Source organism: Pectobacterium atrosepticum, assembly GCA_019056595.1.
GTDB classification, from domain to species: Bacteria; Pseudomonadota; Gammaproteobacteria; order Enterobacterales; family Enterobacteriaceae; genus Pectobacterium; species Pectobacterium atrosepticum.
In genome coordinates, this window is the sequence record CP036163.1 from 1,115,203 (window position 1) to 1,135,092 (window position 19,890).

Consider the following 19,890-nt stretch of genomic DNA (forward strand, 5'->3'; position numbering starts at 1 on the left):
ATCCTACGCTAAGCCTATTTCTGAAGTAGCATTACAGGCAGCTTAGAGCGAGAAGCGGATCTTGAAATGTGGTCTGTGCTATGTGGATTTTTATTGTTCTTGCTTCACTAGCGGGAGAGATATCCTCGCCTCCGAAATCAATTTCTCCACTGCTTCAAGAGGGATATTCTCTTCGTAGCAGGTCAAAAAGAATTCTTGTGTAACGTCAGAATAGAAAACTTCAGCAACTTGCCGTAAAGGAGATGTCTCACTGACAGATAATTCCAGATACATGCCATCACGTAGCACATCGCTTCCACGCCTCAGTTCAAACTTAATCTTAGACATATACGAATTCCTTTTTTTCAACGACGCAAAAAAATTATTTTTTGATTTAAAAGCAATTTGCTCAGGATGTGGCGGGATAATATTCCGACCACGTCAGTTTGAACTACAAAGCCATTATATGGGTAATCCTGAAATCGTTATAACGCGCTAACTTCCGCTTCTGGCACTCTACAGCCCTTCGAAAGACCTCCGACAGCTTTGAGCAAGGTTCGAACATTCGCTTTCACACGATTACGATATGCCCGTTGAGTGACTCTGTTGTTTTGCCATCACGGCGCTGTAGTAGCCGACCATAATGATAGAAGTGCCACTATGCAAAGTTCTCCAGTATCTGCTTTGCATGAAGGTATTCGTAAGACGTAACTTCAATCTTGTTGTTGCTGAGATCGCAGAAGTACACGGACATAGATACATCGTGGTCACTGATGGTGAAAGGGATTTTTTTGTCCTTGAGGGTTGGGATCAGCTCAATAAATGCTGATCCCACTACGCCGAAAGCCATCGTATGACCAGGATGCTGAGATGTTCTGAGGAAAAGGGAAAGTGACGCTCCGTTATTGCTTATAACCAACGGTCCTCCCTGAATCATCTTTGATAAACAGCCGGCAAAGAATTGATTCAACCAAATATTAACCGTTAGAAACATTTCATGTAACCTATCGCTCTTTTTCAAAGGAGCAGGTCAGGGAATGAAAGCCGTAAAGTTACTGTTTGGCATCTTACTATTGAATATGGCCATAGGGATTAGCACGGCTATCGCAGCACCGGACGACACCCCACACTCTTTTTACGCGGGTAAAACGCTGGCGCATCCGATCATTTCGGGCGCACGCGACAGCAACGCCCTTCTGGTTTTCATTCAGGAAAACCAGGTGGTCAACGGCTATTACTGCTTCTGTAGCGAAGAGGATCACAGTGTCGATCACCTTCCCCACCTGCTCGGTACTTTCCCCGATTCCACCATCGAATCCGTGTTTTATGCCGATGTGGACAAGTCTGGTCAAATCACGCTGGTGTTGAGTAAAAGTCACGGCAAGTTCGCCCTGCGCAGTTGGCGTTATATTGAAGACGGCAGCTATATTCCGGTACTGAGTTTACAACCGGTTCTGGATAAGTTGGTGCGCGAGAATAAAGATCTCAATTCAACGCTGATAAAACGTGCCCTCGGCCAGCTTCCGCCTTATGACTACAGCGCGCAGTACCCTACGTTCGATAATCAGGATTTCGATAACATCGACTTTACTCAGGGCAAGTTTGTCGGCTGGTATTTTGAGGATGGCATACCTTCCCATGCCGCGAAACAGCCAGCAGAAAATGTCTACGCCTATAAAAAAACGTTTGCGGAAAAAGACGGTTTATTTCTCACCGCGACGTTCAGCCGTGAGTCAGACAGCGCCACAGCCGAATTTCGTGTAACTGCCATCAGTTGGCAAGCTGATCCGGCTAAATTCAGCGGCAGCGAAAATGGGCCCTATGTCTATTATTCGAAGCAATATGGCTTAGTAAAAGGGTTTTTCCTCCATGGCATCCCTGACGAAAAATGGACCACCGTTGGTGAGAACTTCGACAGTTCAGGTAGCTATATAGCGGGACAACAGCAAGGCCAGTGGACCATCAGCGATGAGCAAGAAACGGCCACTGGCATGATGAAAAACGATAAGCGAGAAGGCCGCTGGGAGATAACCGACGGCGCGAATAGCAATACACCCGAGCTAAGTGGCTTCGATACTTACCTCAATGGCCAGCGCCATGGCCCAAGTGAGCGCCGTCTGGCGGGCGTGCTGCGCACGAAAGGCGATTATATTGATGACCAGCCTGAAGGCATGTGGATCACCGAAAACGGCGAAGGCCCGTTTGTGAAAGGCGTGGCTAACGGGATGTGGCAGCTAAACACGGCTGACGGCGAGATCCAGCAGGTCGAACTGATCGCTGGCGTAAAGCAGGGAGAACTGCGCTGGAGTGATAAGAAAGGCCATCTGACACAAATCATTCATTATAAAGATAATCTTCCCCACGGGGTGTACCAGAAGTTCAACTCTACCGGGAAACTGGTTTATCAAGCTGGCTATGTGATGGGGACGCTGAACGGCCGCGAAATCGAATATTACGACGATGGCACCACTTTGCGCGCCGATCGCGGCTACCGCAATGGCGAGCTCGACGGCCGGAATATCTATAATTTCTCCGACGGAAAACCGCAGTCCATATCAACCTATGACCACGGTGATGAAGTCGGACTGGCGCAAGAATTTACCGCCGCTGGTGTCAAAATTATCGAGCGTAATTACTGCCCTCCGTCGATGAGTGGTCGCGGCTACTGCGGCAAACAGCAAACCTTTAACCCTGACGGCACGCCCCTCACCGAGGCCGATTATCTGTTCAACCGTCAGCAAACCAATAATACCTGGTATGCCAACGGCCAGCGTCAGGATGAAACGCGTATCGGCACCGATGACAGCTACACCCAAATCAGCTATTACCCTAACGGTCAGATGCAATGCATTAGCCGCGCACAGGGTTTCAAATCGTTAGTGGTCGATGGCAAAGAGTACAAAGATTATCAGGGTGCCCTGCGCCAGGGAGAAAGCGCCTGTTATTACCCCGATGGCAAAGTCAAAAGCAGCGGAGTCTGGAAAGACGGCAGGCTGACCACAAAATGTAAAACACGTTTCGATGAGAACGGAAAACAGACCGCACCCGGCCCTAACGGCTGCATATTCCCGAAATGGGAATATGCACGCTGATCTCTACAGATAGACTGCTATGACCACCTATATTCTTCTTGGCCTAGCCATCGTTACAGAAGTGATTGGTACAACGATGATGAAATACTCTGAAGGGTTTTAGCGGCTTATGGCCCTCTGTGGGGACAATTTCCTGCTACGCCGCCGCGTTCTACCTGCTTGCGCAGACATTGGCATACATCCCTACCGGGATAGCGTATGCCATCTGGTCTGGCGCGGGGATTATGCTGATCAGTTTACTAGGCTGGTTGGTCAGCGGACAAAAGCTGGATCTGCCAGCCATACTGGAAATGGGGCTGATTTGCGCGGGTGTGCTGGTGATTAATATCTTTTCGAAAGTGGCACCGCATTGAGTGAGGTTATATGGAGGCGAGTGCTTTGCTTTCCATTACGCACTGGCCAGGATCATGCTGACGATGACGTCTGCAAAGGGTATAAAAAGGAACGCCTTAAGGACAGCATGACCGCCAGAACCTAGGTTATTAGGGCGCCGGTGATTGGGCACCCTAAGTCGGACGTAACATCAATGCCACAGAGATATTGATCAGTAATTAATAACGTTCCAGCCAGTGGGCGTACGGCGTTGGCAGCGTCCACGAGGCGCGATCGATGCCCAGTTCGCGTGCCGCCTGATAGCTCCAGTGCGGATTCGCCAAATGTGCTTTTCCTACCATTACCAGATCCAACTGACCCGATGCCACAGCCTGCTCAGCCAATTCTGGCGTCCCGAAGCCCCAGGCGGAGGACACAGGAAGATCGGCCTGTTCACGCACCTGTTGAGCAATTGGTCCCATAAAGGCAGGTGCCCACGGAATATTGGCTTCCGGCGTAGAGAAACCGATGCTGACGCTCAGCATATCCAACCCTGCGGCTTTGAAACGGCGCGTCAGTTCGATGGATTCTTGCAGCGTTTCTTCATCGCGGCCGTCAAATTCAATCACGCCGAAACGAGCAGTCAGCGGCAAATGTTGTGGCCAGACGTCACGAACGGCAGCCAGCGTTTCCAGCAGGAAACGGCTACGGTTTTCAAAACTGCCGCCGTACTGATCGTTACGCTTGTTGGAGTGAACAGAGAAGAAACTCTGTGCCAGGTAGCCGTGAGCAAAATGCAGCTCCAGCCATTCAAACCCAGCTTCCAGCGCACGGCGAGCGGCAGCGACAAAGTCATCACGAACGCGGGCGATATCTTCCAGCGTCATTTCCTGCGGCTGCTTGGATAAATTTGCACCGAAAGCCGCTGCGGAAGGGGCAATCGTCTGCCAACCGCGTGAGTCACCCGCGGGGATATGGTCATCACCTTCCCAAGGAATATTGGCACTGGCTTTACGTCCGGCGTGCGCAATCTGAATACCCGGCACGGAGCCTGCATCCTTAATGGATTTGGCGACCTTGGCAAACGCCTGCGCCTGCTCATCGTTCCAAATTCCGGTACAGCGCGGAGAAATGCGGCCTTCGGGCGCAACAGCCGTCGCTTCAACGATAACTAACCCTGCTCCACCGCGCGCCAGCGACGCATAATGCACTTCATGCCATTCGTTGATCAGGCCATCATTCGCGGAATAAGTACACATTGGTGGAACGGCAATGCGGTTACGTAACGTAATATCTTTCAGTTTGAAGGGCTGGAACAGTGCGGACATAACATTTCCTATTTCATCTGTTAATTTCGATAATTCGATATTAATCGAACAATGGATTTTAGACAACCCTATCGCTATAATTCATCTATGAGACCTTTTAAGCACCCGTCCCCTGAAGAATTTACTCTTGAGCGTGTTCTGTACGCCTTGAGCGATCCGTTGCGCTTAGCCATTGTGCGTTGCCTATCCGTACAAGAAGAAGCGACATGTAGCGAACTCGACGGCGGTCGCCCTAAATCCAGCGTGTCACACCATTTTCGCGTGTTGCGCGATTCGGGCCTGCTGCATACCACCAACAGCGGCACCACGCACATCAACCGGCTGCGCCGCAGCGAAATGCAACAGCGTTTCCCCGGCTTACTTGACGCGATCCTGTCTCAATCGGCGGAATAAGTTATAAAAAAAGCATCTTGTTTTTTATCCCTATAAAGTGAATGGTTAAGGTTCTTCCATACCTGAGGGAAAAGCAGACATGACAACGCTATCGATTTACCACCGCCCGCACATCACACAGCCCGTCCAGCAGCTCACCGCGTTTAATGATATTGCATCGCTGCTTGCCAGCGCCGGTATTCAGCTAGAGCACTGGCAGGCCGAAGCGCCTCCGCTCAACGCTAGCAGCGAAACCATTTTGACGCAGTATCATGCCGATATTGAGCGCCTCAAACAGCAAGAAGGCTACACTTCCGCCGACGTGATTAGCCTGGCGCCAGATCACGCAGAGAGAAAGGCATTACGGGAGAAGTTTCTTCAGGAGCACACGCACAGTGAAGATGAGGTTCGCTTCTTCGTACGCGGTAGCGGCGCGTTCTTTGTGCCGATTGGCGAACAGGTTTTTCAGCTTACCTGCGAAGCAGGCGATCTCTTGCGCGTCCCCGCCAACACGCCGCACTGGTTTGACTGCGGTGAATTTCCTGATTTTGTCGCGATCCGTATTTTTACCAATCCAGAAGGCTGGGTTGGGCACTTTACCGGACGGGAAACGTTTCACTAATTCCACGATCGTTTCTGCATTTCTCCGCCGTTCCCTTTATACTGTGCGCTTTGTACCAAGACGAACGGCGAGACCCCCTCAGTAATGATGAATAACGATGTCCTGCGCAGCGTGCGCTATATGCTGAATTTCAATAATGACCACCTGCTGAAGATCCTGGCGCGGGTGGAGATGACCGTCCCTCCCCAGCAGTTGGCGAGTTATGTCAAAAAAGAGGGAGAGGAAGGCTATCAGCCTTGCCCGGATATCGTAATGAGTTATTTCCTGAATGGGCTAATTCTGCAAAAGCGCGGTCAAGATGAAAACCAGCCTGCGCCGCAGTTTGAGCGCAAGATGACGAATAACATTATCCTGAAAAAACTGCGTGTCGCCTTTTCACTAAAAACGGATGATATTCAGGCAATTCTACTGGCACAAAACTTTCAAGTTTCACTACCGGAAGTGACTGCGATGATGCGCGCACCTGACCATAAAAACTACCGCACCTGCGGCGATCAGGTGATCCGCTACTTTCTAAAAGGGCTGACCGCTCGGGTACGGAAAGGCTAAAAATATCCCGTTAACGAAAAGACGTGAGCGTTGCCTGACAGGCCTTTCCCCGTAAAGGCACTGACAACGCTCCGTTTTTAGTACGGTATCAATGCTGAGTTTCATGCAGGACAGCCGTTACCAGTTGCTCCAGCTCTTCGTCATCGAGTCGGGTAATTTGCCGCACTTTTTCCTTATCCATACCCGTTAACAGCAACTCTCGGGCAATCTGTCTGGCACTGTTTTTCATCCCTTGTTCAATACCCTGCTCCAATCCTTGCTGAATACCGCGTTGGATTCCCTCATCGAATCCCATTTTTTTCAATTGTTCTGCAATCGTCATAATGTCCTCCTGACCGGTTGATAGCGGTGCAGCCAGTGCGTCAATGAAATCTGCGGGTCTGGATGTGCTTCCCGTTTGCGCAATATAGAATAGTATCGCTCGGCGCTGCGTCAGCGGTACCGCCCAGCGTTCAAATAATAACCCAATCTCTCGCGCCAACTCCAGCATATCGCGGGTACGAATATGTTTTTGCACCAGTTCCAACAACGCCATCCGTCGGTGCGTACAAGGAGCCTGTTGCCATCAGGCGGCTTCATGCTTTTCCATCGTCAGCAGCGCGGGTGTCGCTTCAACATGCAGCGCAGGATGGCGGCAGAAGCGGACGACATCACCGACCACCAGCAGGCTGGGTGACTGTGGTTGATAGCGTGCCAGCAATGCCGGTAAGGTCGCCAGTGTAGCAATCAGTAATCGCTGATCCGGTTGCGTGCCGCGTTCAATAATCGCGACGGGCGTCTGCGCTGACAACCCGTGTTCGATCAGGCGCTGGCATAGCCGACTGCTGTGGCTCAGCCCCATATAAAACACCAGCGTTTGCTGGCTGTCCGCCAGCGTCGGCCAGTCCAGTTGCGGCTCGCCGTCGCGCGAGTGACCGGTGACGAAACGCACCGACTGCGCACAGGCACGGTGTGTCAGCGGTAGTCCTACAGCCGCCGCACAGCCTGTCGCAGCAGTAATACCGGGCACCACATGGCAGACGATCCCGGCTTGCTGGGCATAGTCCATCTCTTCACCACCGCGTCCAAAAATAAACGGGTCGCCGCCCTTGAGACGGATCACCCGCTGCCCAGCCTGCGCCAGCTCGACCAACAGCTGATTGATTTTTTCCTGTGACAGGCGGTGACAACCGCGCGTTTTACCGACGTCGATACACAGCGCCAACTCCGGCACCAGATCCATAATCTCCGCCGATACCAGCCGATCGTAGACCACTACATCCGCCTGCTGGATTGCCCGCAACGCCTTCAGCGTCAGCAATTCCGCATCACCGGGCCCTGCGCCCACCAGCCAGATTTCACCGCCGAGTACGGGCTGACGCCTCTGACCCTTCGCCAATATTGATTGTGTTGTCATCATGTCACACCTCATTACGCCGTGGCGCTTAACCTGCTTTTTTCAATTCATTGACCGTTATCGGTACATGCTGGCTCAATAACGCCTTCAGTTCAGGGATACAGGAACCGCAGTTGGTGCCACATTTCAGTGCGCCGCCTAATGCCGCCACGCTGTGGCATCCTTTACGAATGGCGCCGACAATGATCGCTTCACCGACGCTATAGCAACTGCAAATCGTGGCCCCCTGCGTCACCTGACCTTGCGGTGCCTGACCCGCCAGCAGAGCATGGCGCTCGTGTGGCAACAGTGGTGGCGTGATAAACGCCTGACGTACCGCATCGCTATCAATATGAAGCGCCTGCGCACTGACATAGCAGGCCAAGGCCACGCGGCTCTCGCGCCAGCCAATCAGATGAAATATGCCTTTGCCCTGCGCAATCTGACATTGCATATTTTCCAACCCATAGTGTTCAGTCAGCCATGCCTGCCAGTCATCTACTGTCGTGCGGTCGGCAAACAGGTACTGCGTCACGCCCTCATGAGGGATCTTGCTCCAATAGGTCGCAGGCGGAGGCAGAACATCATGCTCTGCGGGTAACGCTAATGGTGATGACATCGGTTCGTCGGCAAAGAATAGCGTGGCCTGCCAGGCGGTATGCCACGGTTGGATACGCACCCGACTGTGCTTGCTTTCCGGCTGGCCGGAATAAGGATCGGTAATCGGGGAAACTAAACTGTCGACCCGCGACTGAGCGCTGAACTGCTGATTCCAATGCATAGGCACAAACACACTACCGCGCGCTTGCCCAGCATCGAGTCGCGCCCGCGCCAGCATCCAACCGTGTACTGACGACAGGCGCACCAGATCGCCCGCCTGAATATCATGCGTCTGTGCATCCTGTGGGTGCAGCTCGCAGTAAGGTTCTCTGATATGACGCATCAGCCGAGCGGCTTTACCCGTACGCGTCATGGTGTGCCACTGATCGCGAATACGCCCGGTGTTCAGCACCAGTGGATACGCCGCACTCCACGGGCTTTGCGGCAGCGACGGCGTTACTGCCACCAAATGCGCCTTACTATCGGTATGCCAGAATCGACCATCGTCACCCAGTCGGGCCCGTCCGTGCGGGAATGCCGCATTCACCGGCCACTGTATCGGTTCCAACTGCTGCCACTGCTGATTACTGAGCGTCGCCAGCCCGCTGATATCGAACGCACGGCTGCCGTTATTCTCAAACCCAGACAGCGCAGCGTGTTCACGGAAAATCTCTGCGGGATGCTGATAAGCAAACGCTTCAGCAAATCCCATGCGCTGCGCAACCTGACTCAACATCCACCAGTCAGCTTTGGCTTCCCCCGGCGCAGGCAGAAAGGCACGCTGGCGAGACAATCGGCGTTCGGAATTGGTTACCGTGCCGTCTTTTTCCCCCCAGCCTAATGCGGGGAGTAAAATATCGGCAGTTTCTGTGGTATCGGTATGGCGCATCACCTCGGAGACAATCACCAGCGGGCAACGCTCCAGTGCCAGTTTCACTCGGTCGGCATCCGGCATCGATACCACTGGATTGGTGCCCATAATCCACACCGCTTTAATATCGCCACGTTCAATAGCGCGAAACAGATCCACCGCATTCAAACCGGGCTGTGTCGCGACATTATCGCTCTGCCAGAAGCGCCCAACCCTCTCGATATCCAGCGGCGTAAAGCCCATATGGCTGGCGAGCTGATTGGCTAAACCACCGACTTCCCGACCGCCCATGGCATTTGGTTGTCCGGTTATCGAAAAGGGGCCTGAACCCGGCACGCCGATTTTGCCGCTCAGCAGATGCGCATTGATGATCGCATTGCACTTATCACTGCCCGAAGACGACTGATTAACGCCCTGCGAATAAAGGGTGACCACCTTTTCGCTGGTGCTGAACAGGTGGTAGAAACACTCGATATCGGCGTCATCAAGCTGGCAGAAATCTGCCACCTGCGCCACCGACCATGCTTGCGCTGACTGTAGTGCCGCCTCCACACCGGAAAAACGTTCGGCCAGTTCAGTGAGATCGATGCGTGGGTCTTGTGCAATCCACTGCAGCAGGCCGTTAAACAGCCCTGCATCGCTGCCAGGTTGCAGCGGTAAATGCAGATCGGCGATATCGCAGGTTGCGGTACGTCGCGGGTCGATCACCACCACCTGCATCTGCGGTCGCTGCTGTTTCGCCTGCGCCAGCCGCTGATACACCACCGGATGCGCCCAGGCGGTATTAGACCCCACCAGCACCACCACATCCGCTTGTTCAATATCTTCATAATTACAGGGAACGGCATCCGCCCCTAATCCGCGCTTGTAGCCAATCACCGCCGATGCCATGCACAGGCGTGAGTTGGTATCCATATTGGCGACGCCAATAAAGCCCTTCATCAGCTTATTGGCGACGTAATAATCTTCCGTCAACAGCTGGCCTGAACCATAAAACGCCACCGACTGCGGGCCGTGCTGCTGCATAGTCGCCAGCAACCGTTCGGCCACCACATCGAGCGCCTGATCCCAACTGACGCGACGCCCTTCCACCAGTGGCCACAGCAGCCGGCCTTTCAGGTCCAGCGTCTCTCCCAGCGCGGAACCTTTGACACACAGGCGACCAAAGTTAGCTGGGTGCGCCGGATCGCCACTGATCTTTACCTCGCCTTGCCCGTCGTGTTCTGCCAGCACGCCACAGCCGACGCCACAATACGGGCAGGTTGTCCGACAGACGTGCGCGTTCATGATGCTTTCGCCATGTCATTGTCTGCCAGACCGACGCTTTCCGGCACGGCCAGCGGTTGACGGCATACCCAGATTTCGTCGTCTTCCACACGCACCGGCCAGGCGCGAACGTATAGCGCACTGTCATCCGGGCTGACGCCATCCCGCAGCTTGAAGCGTTTTTTGTACAGCGGAGAAATCACCACCGGTTCACCCGCGACATCACCGATCAACCCACGCGACAGCACATTCGCCCCGCTGCCCGGTTCGTGGTTTTCCAACGCGTACACCTGCTGCTCGCTGCCCGGTAGGTGGAACAGCGCGATCTGCTGCTGTCCGAGACGGGCCGCCATTCCGGCATGACGCGGAATGTCACCCAGCGTTGCTACCTGTACCCATTCCGCTTCATGCGTGGCAGGTTTCAGGACTACCGGCTCTGTCGATACTGCTTTTTCATGTTCCTGCGCTGGACGAATCTGCCCACGTTCCGGCACCATCACCACCGCCTCATCCGGGCTATCGCTGTTCAGGAAACCACGGAACAGCGCCAAACGTTCTGGGTTTTCCAGCGTGGTTTGCCATTCGCATTGGTAAGCCTCCACCACGCGCTGCATCTCTTTATCTAACTCTTCGCCGATATTCAGGCTGTCTTCCAGAATCACCTGTCGCAGATACTCTATTCCGCCTTCCAGATTATCCATCCAGGTGCTGGTACGCTGGAGACGATCGCCGGTGCGGATATAAAACATCAAGACCCGATCGATGGTGCGCAGCAGAGTTTCGGTATCCAGATCGCTGGCAAAAAGATCCGCATGGCGCGGTTTCATACCGCCGTTACCACACACGTACAGATTCCAACCTTTGTCCGTGGCAATCACACCAATATCTTTGCTTTGTGCCTCCGCACATTCACGTGTACAGCCGGAAACCGCCATTTTGACTTTATGCGGCGAGCGCAGCCCCTTATAACGGTGCTCCAGTTGGATCGCCAGCCCAGTCGAATCCTGCACGCCATAGCGGCACCAGGTCGATCCCACGCAGGATTTCACGGTACGCAGTGATTTTCCGTAGGCATGACCGGTTTCAAACCCAGCGTCGATCAGCTCACGCCAGATTTCCGGAAGCTGTTCCAATCGCGCCCCGAATAAATCCACCCGCTGACCGCCGGTAATCTTGGTGTACAGGTTATAGCGCTGCGCGACCTGACCGATAGCGATCAGCCCAGCTGGGGTGATTTCCCCTGCGGGAACGCGCGGCACGACGGAATAGGTGCCATCTTTCTGGATGTTGGCAAAGAAACGATCGTTGGTATCCTGCAACGGCAGGTGCTGCGGTTGTAGCAGGTAGTCATTCCAGCAGGACGCCAGCATCGACCCCACTAGCGGCTTACACACTTCGCAACCTAAACCGTGGCCGTAACGCTCAAGAAGGCCATCGAACGAGCGGATCTCATGCACGCGGATCAGGTGATACAGCTCCTGACGCGAATAGGCAAAATGCTCGCAAATGTCCTTCTTCACTTCGACGCCCAGTTGCGTCAGTTCGTACTCCATCACCTGTTTAAGCAGTGGCACACAGCCGCCGCAGCCCGTCCCCGCCTTGGTGCAGGTTTTTAGCGCCCCCAGCTCGCCGCAGCCACCCGCCACTGCGGCTGAGATGTCGCTTTTGCTGACGTTATGGCAGGAACAGATCTGTGCGCTGGCGGGTAAGGCCGCCACGCCCAGTCCTTTCGGTGCATCGCCAGAACGCGCCGGTAAAATCAGTCCTTCCGGCTGTTTAGGCAACGGCATATCGTTGAGCATCATTTGCAGCAGCGTGCTGTAATCGCTGCTGTCGCCAATCAGTACCGCACCCAGCAAATGCTTACCGTCGGCAGACACCACGATTTTCTTGTAGACCTCGTTCGGACCGTCCGTCCACTGGTAGCTTTGGCTTCCTGCCGTGCGCCCGTGCGCGTCGCCAATCGACGCGACGTCCACGCCCAGCAGCTTCAATTTGGTACTCATATCTGCGCCAGTAAATGGCGTATCACGCAGCGCTAACGTATCGGCCACGCTGCGTGCCATCTGGTAGCCCGGAGCTACCAGCCCGAAAATCTGACCTTTCCACAGCGCACATTCGCCGATAGCGAAAATCGCATCGTCAGAAGTTTGGCAACGGTCATCAATCACGATGCCGCCCCGTGGTCCTTTCTCTAAATCGCAGCTATCCGCCAGTTTGTCGCGTGGACGAATGCCAGCGGAAAATAACACTAAGTCGGTTTCCAACACGCTACCGTCGGCAAAGCAGAGACGATGCAACGCCTGCTCGCCGTCGGTAATTTCACGCGTTTCTTTGCTGACATGAATCTGTACGCCCAGAGCCTCGATCTTGCGGCGTAGCATCGAGGCACCGCCGTCATCCAGCTGTACCGCCATCAGGCGTGGTGCAAATTCCACCACATGAGTGTCCAGTCCCAGTTGACGCAGGGCGTTGGCGGCTTCCAGTCCCAGCAAACCGCCGCCAATCACCACACCGGATGTGGCTTTTTTCGCTTGTGCTGCAATCGCGTCCAGATCGTCTAACGTGCGATAAACCAGACAGCCAGGGCGCGTATTGCCGGGAATCGGTGGAACAAATGCGTAGGACCCCGTTGCCAGCACCAGTTTGTCGTAGGCGGTTTCTCTACCCTGCGCGTCACACACGCACTGACGTTCACGATCGATCGCCACGATCTCGCTGGTGCTGCGTAATTCAATGCCGCTCTCGGCAAAAAAGCCGTCTTTTACCAGTGACAACGAAGCAGCGCTGCGCCCAGAAAAATACTCGGAGAGATGAACACGGTCATAGGCTTCATAGCGTTCCTCGCCAAATACCACGATGTGGTAATGCTGGTGCAGGTCACGCTCAACCAGCTGTTCAAGAAAATAGTGGCCGACCATACCGTGGCCTACGACCACTAAAATAGGTTTGCTCATGACAGGAATCCTTACAGCTTCAGGCTGTGAGTCAGAATCAGGGGAAGAAAGTCCGAAAAGCAGCGTGGCAGGCGGTATCATCTCGCCTTCAGTCGTGTTATCCATCGCGGCTAGCAGGCGCGGGCTGTCGTCAGTGTCGCCATACAGCAGAACACCGCTCAGCCGACCGTCACGCAGTAGCAGACGGCGATAGTGCTGCGTCTGCGGATCAAACGTGGTGTACACCTCATCATTCGGAGCAACGTTAATATCGCCGCCGCTGACCACGCCAATTCCCGTGACTTTCAGCCGCGTCGTCGCCTGTTCACGCAGATAGTCTTGCGGTGCATGTCCAGCAAGGCGCTGCGCTACCAGCGTGGCATGGGCGAAACACGGGGCAACCAACCCGAACGTTTCACCATTGAGTTCGCAGCATTCACCGATCGCGCTGATATGTGGATCGGCGGTTTGCAACTGTCCGTCCACCAGCACACCACGGTTGCAGGGCAAGCCGCACTCGCGAGCCAGTTGGCTGGCAGGGATCACGCCAGCGGTCACCACCACCAGCCCGGCGGGGATCGTGCGGCCATCTGCCAGTTCGACTGCCGTTACGCCGTGTGCGTCGCCATGCAGTGCAGCAACCTGCACATCTGTTTCACAGGCGATACCGCGCGCGCGCAGGCTGTCACACAGCAGGTCGCTTGCTGTGGCATCCAGTTGACGTTCCATCAGAATCGGAACACGATGCAGCAACGTCACATCAGCACCACGCAGCCTTAGCGCCGCAGCCGCCTCAATACCGAGCAGCCCCCCGCCAATCACTACCGCAGGAACGGACCGGCTAATCGTCGCCAACATCAGTTCAACATCATCCAGCGTGCGGAAACCACATACGCCAGCCAGATCGATACCGGGCATCGGCGGCATAAACGGCGTTGAGCCCGTCGCCAACACCAGATGGTCGTAATGCAGTTGCCGTTGCGTCGTTGTCACCTCACGCGCTTGGCGATCGATATGGGTAACCCGCTCCCCCAACAGAGTGTTCACCGGCAGTGCCGCATCATCGTCGATAACCGCAGGCGTCAGCAGCGTATCCGTAAACGCTTTTTCGCCGCTTAATACCGGCGACAATAGAATGCGGTTATAGCTGGCGCGCGGCTCATCACCAATCACAGTGATGCAGTAGCGCGTCGCGGCCAGTTGCCGCAGCGCATCGACGAATCGCGCGCTCGCCATTCCGTTACCAATCACTATCAGATGCGGTTTCATCATCGTTCTGGCCTCGCTATCAGGCTGCTTTAGGCTGTTTTTCATATAAGAAATGCAACACCTGCTGACGGTAATGGTGGTAGCGCGGATCGTCAGCCAGCGCGACGCGTGAACGCGGACGTTCCAGCTCAACCGCCATGATTTCACCGACCGTCGCCGCGGGGCCGTTGGTCATCATCAGCACGCGATCTGACAGCAGCACCGCTTCGTCTACGTCATGGGTAATCAGCACAATCGTGGTTTGCAAACGCTGCTGAATCTCCATCACTGCATCCTGAAGATGCGCACGGGTCAGCGCATCCAGTGCACCAAACGGTTCATCCATCAGCAGCACTTTCGGCTTCATTGCCAACGCGCGGGCAATCCCTACACGCTGCTTCATCCCGCCAGAAATCTCATTTGGACGCTTGTTCAGCGCGTGTCCCATGTGCACCAGTTCCAGATTGTGGATAATCCATTCGTGCATTTCGTGCTTGTTCATCTGCCCGCGAAACACCTGCCGTACCGCTAGCGCGACGTTTTCATAGGTGGTCAGCCACGGCAGCAGAGAATGGTTCTGAAAGACCACGCCGCGTTCCGGCCCCGGCCCGTCAATTTCACGGTTGTCACACAGCAGGCCACCGCTGCTCGGCAGCGTCAGGCCGGCAATCAGGTTCAATAACGTAGATTTTCCGCAACCGGAATGGCCGATCAGGCTGACTGTTTCACCGGTATGAATATCAAAACTCACCTGATCCAGCGCCAGAAACTCACCGCTGGCGGTATTGAAACGCTGGCTCACCTTTTGCACTTGAATAATCGGTGTTGTACGCATCGTCGACTCCTTAGTGGTTGTCATAGCTGAAACGGTTAGCAATCCACACCAGCCCCTGCTCAAGCAGCAGACCAATAACGCCAATCACCACGATGGCGATGATGATGTTTTCCACATTCAGGTTGTTCCACTCATTCCAAATCCAGAAACCAATCCCCACACCACCGGTCAGCATTTCCGCCGCCACAATCACCAGCCAGGCGATACCAATCGACAGACGCACACCGGTCAACACGTTAGGCAGCACCGCAGGCAGCAGAATTTTGCGCATGATGGTGAATTCGGAAAGCTTCAGCACCCGCGCCACGTTCAGGTAATCCTGTGGGATACGGCGTACGCCTTCGGCGGTATTGAGGATCATCGGCCAGATGGAACAGATGAAAATCGTCCAACTCGATGCTGGCTCAGCACGCTGGAACAGCAACAGGCCGATAGGCAGCCATGCCAAGGGACTGACCGGGCGCAGCAGAGAAATAATCGGGTTGAGCATGTTGGCCAGAAAGGTAAAACGACCAATCAGGAAGCCAGCGGGTATACCAACCAGCGCCGCCAGCCCGAAACCGATAGCCACGCGTTGCAGCGAGGCCAATACGTTCCAGCCAATGCCCTGATCGTTCGGCCCTGCTATGTAAAACGGATCGGCAAAGAGGCTGAGCGCCGCGAGCCAGGTCGTCCACGGCGTTGGAAAGTTTTCGCTGTTGAGCGCAGCAATTTGCCAGACGGCAATCAGCAGCCCCAGCCCCAGTACCGCTGGGAAAAGTTGCTGAAACAGCTTACGCAGCAGCGGGCGGTAAGCAAAAGCGGGAGCCGCTGGCGCTTTCCCAGGCGTCGCTGGTTTAGTTGGCAGCGGCATAATCTCGGCGCTGTGTACAGTTTCCGGGGCGTTATCTGCGGTAATTGGAATGACCTGGGCCTGGTTTTTCATCATCAACCTCACTTATTTCTTCACGCTAAAACTGTTGGCATAACCCGCCGGATCGCTACCGTCCCAGCGACGACCGTCGATGAGCACGCTGCTGCGCATGTCGCTACCGGGCAAGGGCACATTCCCTACGGCATCGGCTGCCTGCTTGTAGATATCAATACGGTTAACCTGCTTCGCGACGGCCAGATAGTCCGGTTCTTCGGTGAGCAAGCCCCAGCGTTTATGCTGAGTGAGGAACCACATCCCGTCGGACAGGTACGGGTAGTTCACCGAACCGTCGTGGTAGAAACGCATCGCGTGTTCGTCTTTCCAGCTTTTCCCTAATCCGTTTTCGTACTGACCCAGCATGCGTCCGACAATGGTTTCTTCTTTGGCATTGATGTAAGCGCGTCCGGCAACCACACCAGCCGTCTCACGGCGGTTGTCGTCCGAAGCATCAATCCAGCGCGAGGCATCGAGGATCGCAGCGGTCAACGCACGGGCACTATTCGGGTTGCCGTTCACCCAGTCAGCGCGAGTACCCAGCACTTTTTCCGGGTGATCCGGCCAAATGTCTTGCGAAGTGGCGGCGGTGAAGCCGATGTTTTCACTGATGGCACGCTGGTTCCACGGTTCGCCAACGCAGTAGCCGACCATGTTGCCAATCTTCATGTTCATCACCATCTGCGGCGGCGGTACTACTACGGTGCGCACATCGTTCAGCGGATGAATCCCCGCAGAGGCCAGCCAGTAGTAGAGCCACATGGCGTGTGTGCCGGTCGGGAAGGTTTGCGCGAAGGTGTAAGTACCCGCAGGGCTGGCGGAGACATATTTTTGCAGTGCGGCGAGATCCGTGACGTTGGCTTCACGCAGTTGGTTCGCTAGCGTGATCCCTTGTCCGTTCTGGTTGAGCGTCATCAGCGCTGCCATATTACTCTGCGCCCCGGACAGCCCCATTTGCAGACCGTACAACTGCCCATAAAGAATGTGGGCCGCATCCAGTTCTCCCGACACCAGCTTGTCGCGCACCGCAGCCCAACTGGCTTCTTTGCTGGGAACGAGGGTGATGCCGTATTTCTTATCGAAGCCTTTCACTGCGGCCATCACGACCGAGGCGCAGTCCGTCAACGGGATGAACCCAACCCGGATTTCCTTTTTCTCCGGCGCGTCGGAACCCGCAGCCCAGGCGCTATTCATCAACCCCGGCAGCATCAGGCTGCTTCCCAGTGCGGCGCTCCCCAACAGAAATTGGCGGCGAGAGACGGTTATGCTCTTGGTTTTGGAATCACTCATCAACGACACCCTTGCGCAAAATGCCTTTTCAGGCGGTAAAAACAAAAACGGCGTCCACAAGCCCATGCAGAATCTGCACGCTTATGGACGCCGTTGTCCGATTAACACCTTCCGCACCGCCATTGGCCCGAAACGCATTATGAATGTTTGGTTGTTGCTAATGAGTTAAAGCAAGGTTTGTGCCAGCTATCACAGTTTTGCGTACCGTCCCTTCGCAGGGGGCGGTTTATTAATCACATATCTATACAGGTTCAGAGACAGTTTCGTGCGCCATACAGCACCCTTTATCTGCGATACCGTGCACGCGCCCGACGCAGGGCGCTCAAGCGCCGCAGCCCTGCGAACCCTGGCTTCCGGCTAAATTATGCCGCTACGCGGTGCCATCGGTGTTCATGATCGCTAGTCGAGCCGCCAGTGACGCGTTCCCTACGCGGCACTGACTTTCGCGGCATCCATGCCGCTCACTCGGCGGACATGCCCACCGCTGCATAATTTTTACGCCACTTGAAAGTAAGGCACTAATAAATATTGAAATTTATGATTTACGACCACAAAAGAACAGGGGAAGATCGCGGTTTGTCTTTTCTGCCGCGTAAATTACGCTGAGGACAAATCAGTATCCAGGATGAGCAGCATGGACGCTGCGAAAGTGGCTGCCGCGCCGGGAGCGCGTCAGCCACGGTCCGTCAGGTGACTGATTTTCCGAAGGAACCGCGCAGCGGCGTAATTTCCCGCGAAAAAGCCTCGGGTCACGGGGCAGCGGCGACTGAGCGCCCCGTGTCGTGCGTGTGCTACGACGTAGCATAGAAATGGCGATCTTTGTACGCACGAAACCACTTCACACCGTCAATTACTCCGCCATTGACTCCGCGATTTCCTCTTCACAAGACGGAGTCTTGCACCGCCAATAAGCAGAACACGCACAGTTCATGTGCATATACCTCTTAAGGGGTATCTCCAAAAACATCTGCCACCGCGAGCATCGCCATCGCGATTTCAATCAGCTTTTTATTCTGGCTCATCGCCATGCGGCGCAGGGTTTTGTAGGCTTCTTCTTCGCTCAATCCACGGTGCTGCATCAGCAAGCCCTTCGCCCGATCGATCTGTTTTCTTTCATTCAACGTGGCCCGTAATGCTGTCAGTTCATGGTCCAGCGCCTGTAAGCGCCGTGACTGTTGTTGCACCAGCGATAGCAGCGACCGCCCCAGTTGTGGGCTGACGCCGTCGCTATGTAGCCAACCGGGCTGCGCGTTTTGCCCTTCCATGTCGTGACCAGCAATAAATATCGAATAGCCTGGATCGTCATTTTCCTGCTGCGCCATCAGCTCTTCGAGATCCGCCCGCTGATCGCTGCACGCCTTCTCCGCTGCCGCAATACGGGTACGGCAGCGCTGCATCAGCGTCTGCTCCAGTTCATCTTCCATCTGTTTCATTTCGTCAATGCGCCGTGTGGCAACCGAAAACCAGTGCAGGCTATCGGCTTCAGATAGTTTTTCTATCGGGCTTCGGGTACACACAATGCGGCGCAGACGTTCAAACTCGCTGTCTGCCTCGATAGCACGCCAGCGCTGCTGGCTTTCTTCATCGCTAAAATTCAAGAAGGTATCGAAGCAGCGCTCTTGCCGCTCGATCAAATCCAGCAGTTTTTGCCGAGTGTCCTCATCGACACTGCCTGCCGCATAAGCCGCCGCGCCGACAGCACGCTCCTGCCCTGCCAGCTCTTTGCCCTGCATAAAACTGAACATGGCAATCAACGCGCGGGAAATTCCCGGATCGGCCGCCGTGTCCGACACTTCAAAAACCAGAGCCAGCAGGTTACGGATAATGTCGTTAAAGAATGTCATCGCCTGAGGCTGAGGCAGCAAACGCTGGCGAATCTGCTGGCGCAATGCGGGCAGCAGACTCAGCGCATAGACCACGCTGGCGACGCGACTGAATAAGCGGCTCGCCTGTGGCAATTCCGCCGTCATTTTTTCTAATCCGGCCAGATGCGTCATCAAATGCGTCTGCGCTGCCTGTACGTCTTTTTCACGTAGCGCCAGTTCGTCGGCGAAAAATCGGCCATCGGAACAAAGAAACAGGTTGGCGGTTCCCCGTTCACGCTGCAATAGATGCACAAGCTGGCTGATCTTTCCCACCAGTTCACCACTTTGCAGCAGGTAGCGCAGGCTGTTTAGCTCACACTGGCGCGAGGCGAGTAAAAATCGAATTGTTGTTGAAGGCTCCGCCACCATCGCTATCTCTCCTGAAAAAAACCACTGTCAGAAAGATGCAATTAATGCGCCATTTGCACTAATTCGCATTTGGT

General features: G+C 54.8%; 13 protein-coding genes and 4 pseudogenes. 6 read left to right on the forward strand and 11 right to left on the reverse strand.

The features are described 5' to 3' along the window. Positions 1-90: 90 nt before the first annotated feature. Positions 91-327 carry a hypothetical protein gene (locus DCX48_05685; protein ID QXE14045.1) on the reverse strand — a complete coding sequence of 79 codons (237 nt, stop codon included), beginning with the start codon at positions 325-327 and terminating at the stop codon, positions 91-93. Positions 328-637: 310 nt separating this feature from the next. Continuing rightward, positions 638-910 (reverse strand): annotated as a pseudogene (locus tag DCX48_05690) (VOC family protein). A 106-nt stretch (positions 911-1,016) separates the two neighbouring features. Between DCX48_05690 and DCX48_05695 the strand changes: the two are divergent. Both DCX48_05695 and DCX48_05700 read left to right on the forward strand, forming a co-directional pair. Next, complete coding sequence (locus tag DCX48_05695) at positions 1,017-3,071, forward strand: hypothetical protein (protein ID QXE14046.1); 2,055 nt, start codon at positions 1,017-1,019, stop codon at positions 3,069-3,071. A 19-nt stretch (positions 3,072-3,090) separates the two neighbouring features. Beyond that, positions 3,091-3,424, forward strand: a pseudogene (locus DCX48_05700) (EmrE family multidrug efflux SMR transporter). 198 nt (positions 3,425-3,622) lie between these two features. Here the strand turns inward: DCX48_05700 and DCX48_05705 are convergent. Then, complete coding sequence (locus DCX48_05705) at positions 3,623-4,711, reverse strand: NADH:flavin oxidoreductase/NADH oxidase (protein QXE14047.1); 1,089 nt, start codon at positions 4,709-4,711, stop codon at positions 3,623-3,625. A 51-nt stretch (positions 4,712-4,762) separates the two neighbouring features. Here DCX48_05705 and DCX48_05710 point away from each other — a divergent pair, with 51 nt between their 5' ends. The 3 genes from DCX48_05710 (at position 4,763) to DCX48_05720 (ending at position 6,254) form a co-directional block, all read left to right on the forward strand. Then, the gene (locus DCX48_05710; GenBank protein QXE14048.1) at positions 4,763-5,104 is read left to right on the forward strand and encodes an ArsR family transcriptional regulator; all 342 of its coding nucleotides are present in this window, start codon (positions 4,763-4,765) and stop codon (positions 5,102-5,104) included. A gap of 79 nt (positions 5,105-5,183) precedes the next feature. Beyond that, a complete protein-coding gene (locus DCX48_05715) occupies positions 5,184-5,705 on the forward strand; it encodes a cupin domain-containing protein (GenBank protein QXE14049.1) in 522 nt (173 codons plus the stop codon). A gap of 84 nt (positions 5,706-5,789) precedes the next feature. Further along, positions 5,790-6,254, forward strand: a complete 465-nt coding sequence (locus tag DCX48_05720) for a DUF1456 family protein (GenBank protein ID QXE14050.1) — start codon at positions 5,790-5,792, stop codon at positions 6,252-6,254. An 88-nt stretch (positions 6,255-6,342) separates the two neighbouring features. Here the strand turns inward: DCX48_05720 and DCX48_05725 are convergent. The 7 genes and pseudogenes from DCX48_05725 to DCX48_05755 all read right to left on the reverse strand — a co-directional run bounded on the left by DCX48_05725 (position 6,343) and on the right by DCX48_05755 (position 17,582). Then, positions 6,343-6,801 (reverse strand): annotated as a pseudogene (locus DCX48_05725) (transposase). A gap of 18 nt (positions 6,802-6,819) precedes the next feature. Then, positions 6,820-7,653: a uroporphyrinogen-III C-methyltransferase gene (gene cobA / locus DCX48_05730; protein ID QXE14051.1), complete on the reverse strand. Its 834-nt coding sequence runs from the start codon at positions 7,651-7,653 to the stop codon at positions 6,820-6,822. A gap of 25 nt (positions 7,654-7,678) precedes the next feature. Continuing rightward, positions 7,679-10,387 (reverse strand): nitrate reductase, encoded by a 2,709-nt coding sequence (locus tag DCX48_05735; protein QXE14052.1) that lies wholly within the window; start codon positions 10,385-10,387, stop codon positions 7,679-7,681. Further along, entirely contained in the window at positions 10,384-14,571 is a 4,188-nt protein-coding gene (gene nirD, locus DCX48_05740; GenBank protein QXE17160.1) for a nitrite reductase small subunit NirD, read from the reverse strand. Before nirD ends, DCX48_05735 begins: the two co-directional genes overlap by 4 nt. A gap of 19 nt (positions 14,572-14,590) precedes the next feature. Continuing rightward, positions 14,591-15,385 carry an ABC transporter ATP-binding protein gene (locus tag DCX48_05745; protein QXE14053.1) on the reverse strand — a complete coding sequence of 265 codons (795 nt, stop codon included), beginning with the start codon at positions 15,383-15,385 and terminating at the stop codon, positions 14,591-14,593. Positions 15,386-15,395: 10 nt separating this feature from the next. Next, entirely contained in the window at positions 15,396-16,310 is a 915-nt protein-coding gene (gene ntrB, locus DCX48_05750; GenBank protein ID QXE17161.1) for a nitrate ABC transporter, permease protein, read from the reverse strand. Positions 16,311-16,322: 12 nt separating this feature from the next. Further along, positions 16,323-17,582 (reverse strand): nitrate ABC transporter substrate-binding protein, encoded by a 1,260-nt coding sequence (locus DCX48_05755; protein QXE14054.1) that lies wholly within the window; start codon positions 17,580-17,582, stop codon positions 16,323-16,325. A gap of 625 nt (positions 17,583-18,207) precedes the next feature. Between DCX48_05755 and DCX48_05760 the strand changes: the two are divergent. Beyond that, positions 18,208-18,389 (forward strand): annotated as a pseudogene (locus DCX48_05760) (hypothetical protein). Positions 18,390-18,526: 137 nt separating this feature from the next. Here DCX48_05760 and DCX48_05765 read toward each other — a convergent pair. Next, a complete protein-coding gene (locus DCX48_05765; GenBank protein QXE14055.1) occupies positions 18,527-19,816 on the reverse strand; it encodes an ANTAR domain-containing protein in 1,290 nt (429 codons plus the stop codon). Positions 19,817-19,890 lie beyond the last annotated feature (74 nt).

What these genes read in the sequence shown, in the direction of transcription:
- DCX48_05685 (QXE14045.1), bottom strand. Translation starts at nt 327, where the DNA reads ATGTCTAAGATTAAGTTTGAACTGAGGCGTGGAAGCGATGTGCTACGT.
- DCX48_05695 (QXE14046.1), top strand. Translation starts at nt 1,017, where the DNA reads ATGAAAGCCGTAAAGTTACTGTTTGGCATCTTACTATTGAATATGGCC.
- DCX48_05705 (QXE14047.1), bottom strand. Translation starts at nt 4,711, where the DNA reads ATGTCCGCACTGTTCCAGCCCTTCAAACTGAAAGATATTACGTTACGT.
- DCX48_05710 (QXE14048.1), top strand. Translation starts at nt 4,763, where the DNA reads ATGGATTTTAGACAACCCTATCGCTATAATTCATCTATGAGACCTTTT.
- DCX48_05715 (QXE14049.1), top strand. Translation starts at nt 5,184, where the DNA reads ATGACAACGCTATCGATTTACCACCGCCCGCACATCACACAGCCCGTC.
- DCX48_05720 (QXE14050.1), top strand. Translation starts at nt 5,790, where the DNA reads ATGATGAATAACGATGTCCTGCGCAGCGTGCGCTATATGCTGAATTTC.
- cobA (QXE14051.1), bottom strand. Translation starts at nt 7,653, where the DNA reads ATGATGACAACACAATCAATATTGGCGAAGGGTCAGAGGCGTCAGCCC.
- DCX48_05735 (QXE14052.1), bottom strand. Translation starts at nt 10,387, where the DNA reads ATGAACGCGCACGTCTGTCGGACAACCTGCCCGTATTGTGGCGTCGGC.
- nirD (QXE17160.1), bottom strand. Translation starts at nt 14,571, where the DNA reads ATGAAACCGCATCTGATAGTGATTGGTAACGGAATGGCGAGCGCGCGA.
- DCX48_05745 (QXE14053.1), bottom strand. Translation starts at nt 15,385, where the DNA reads ATGCGTACAACACCGATTATTCAAGTGCAAAAGGTGAGCCAGCGTTTC.
- ntrB (QXE17161.1), bottom strand. Translation starts at nt 16,310, where the DNA reads ATGAAAAACCAGGCCCAGGTCATTCCAATTACCGCAGATAACGCCCCG.
- DCX48_05755 (QXE14054.1), bottom strand. Translation starts at nt 17,582, where the DNA reads ATGAGTGATTCCAAAACCAAGAGCATAACCGTCTCTCGCCGCCAATTT.
- DCX48_05765 (QXE14055.1), bottom strand. Translation starts at nt 19,816, where the DNA reads ATGGTGGCGGAGCCTTCAACAACAATTCGATTTTTACTCGCCTCGCGC.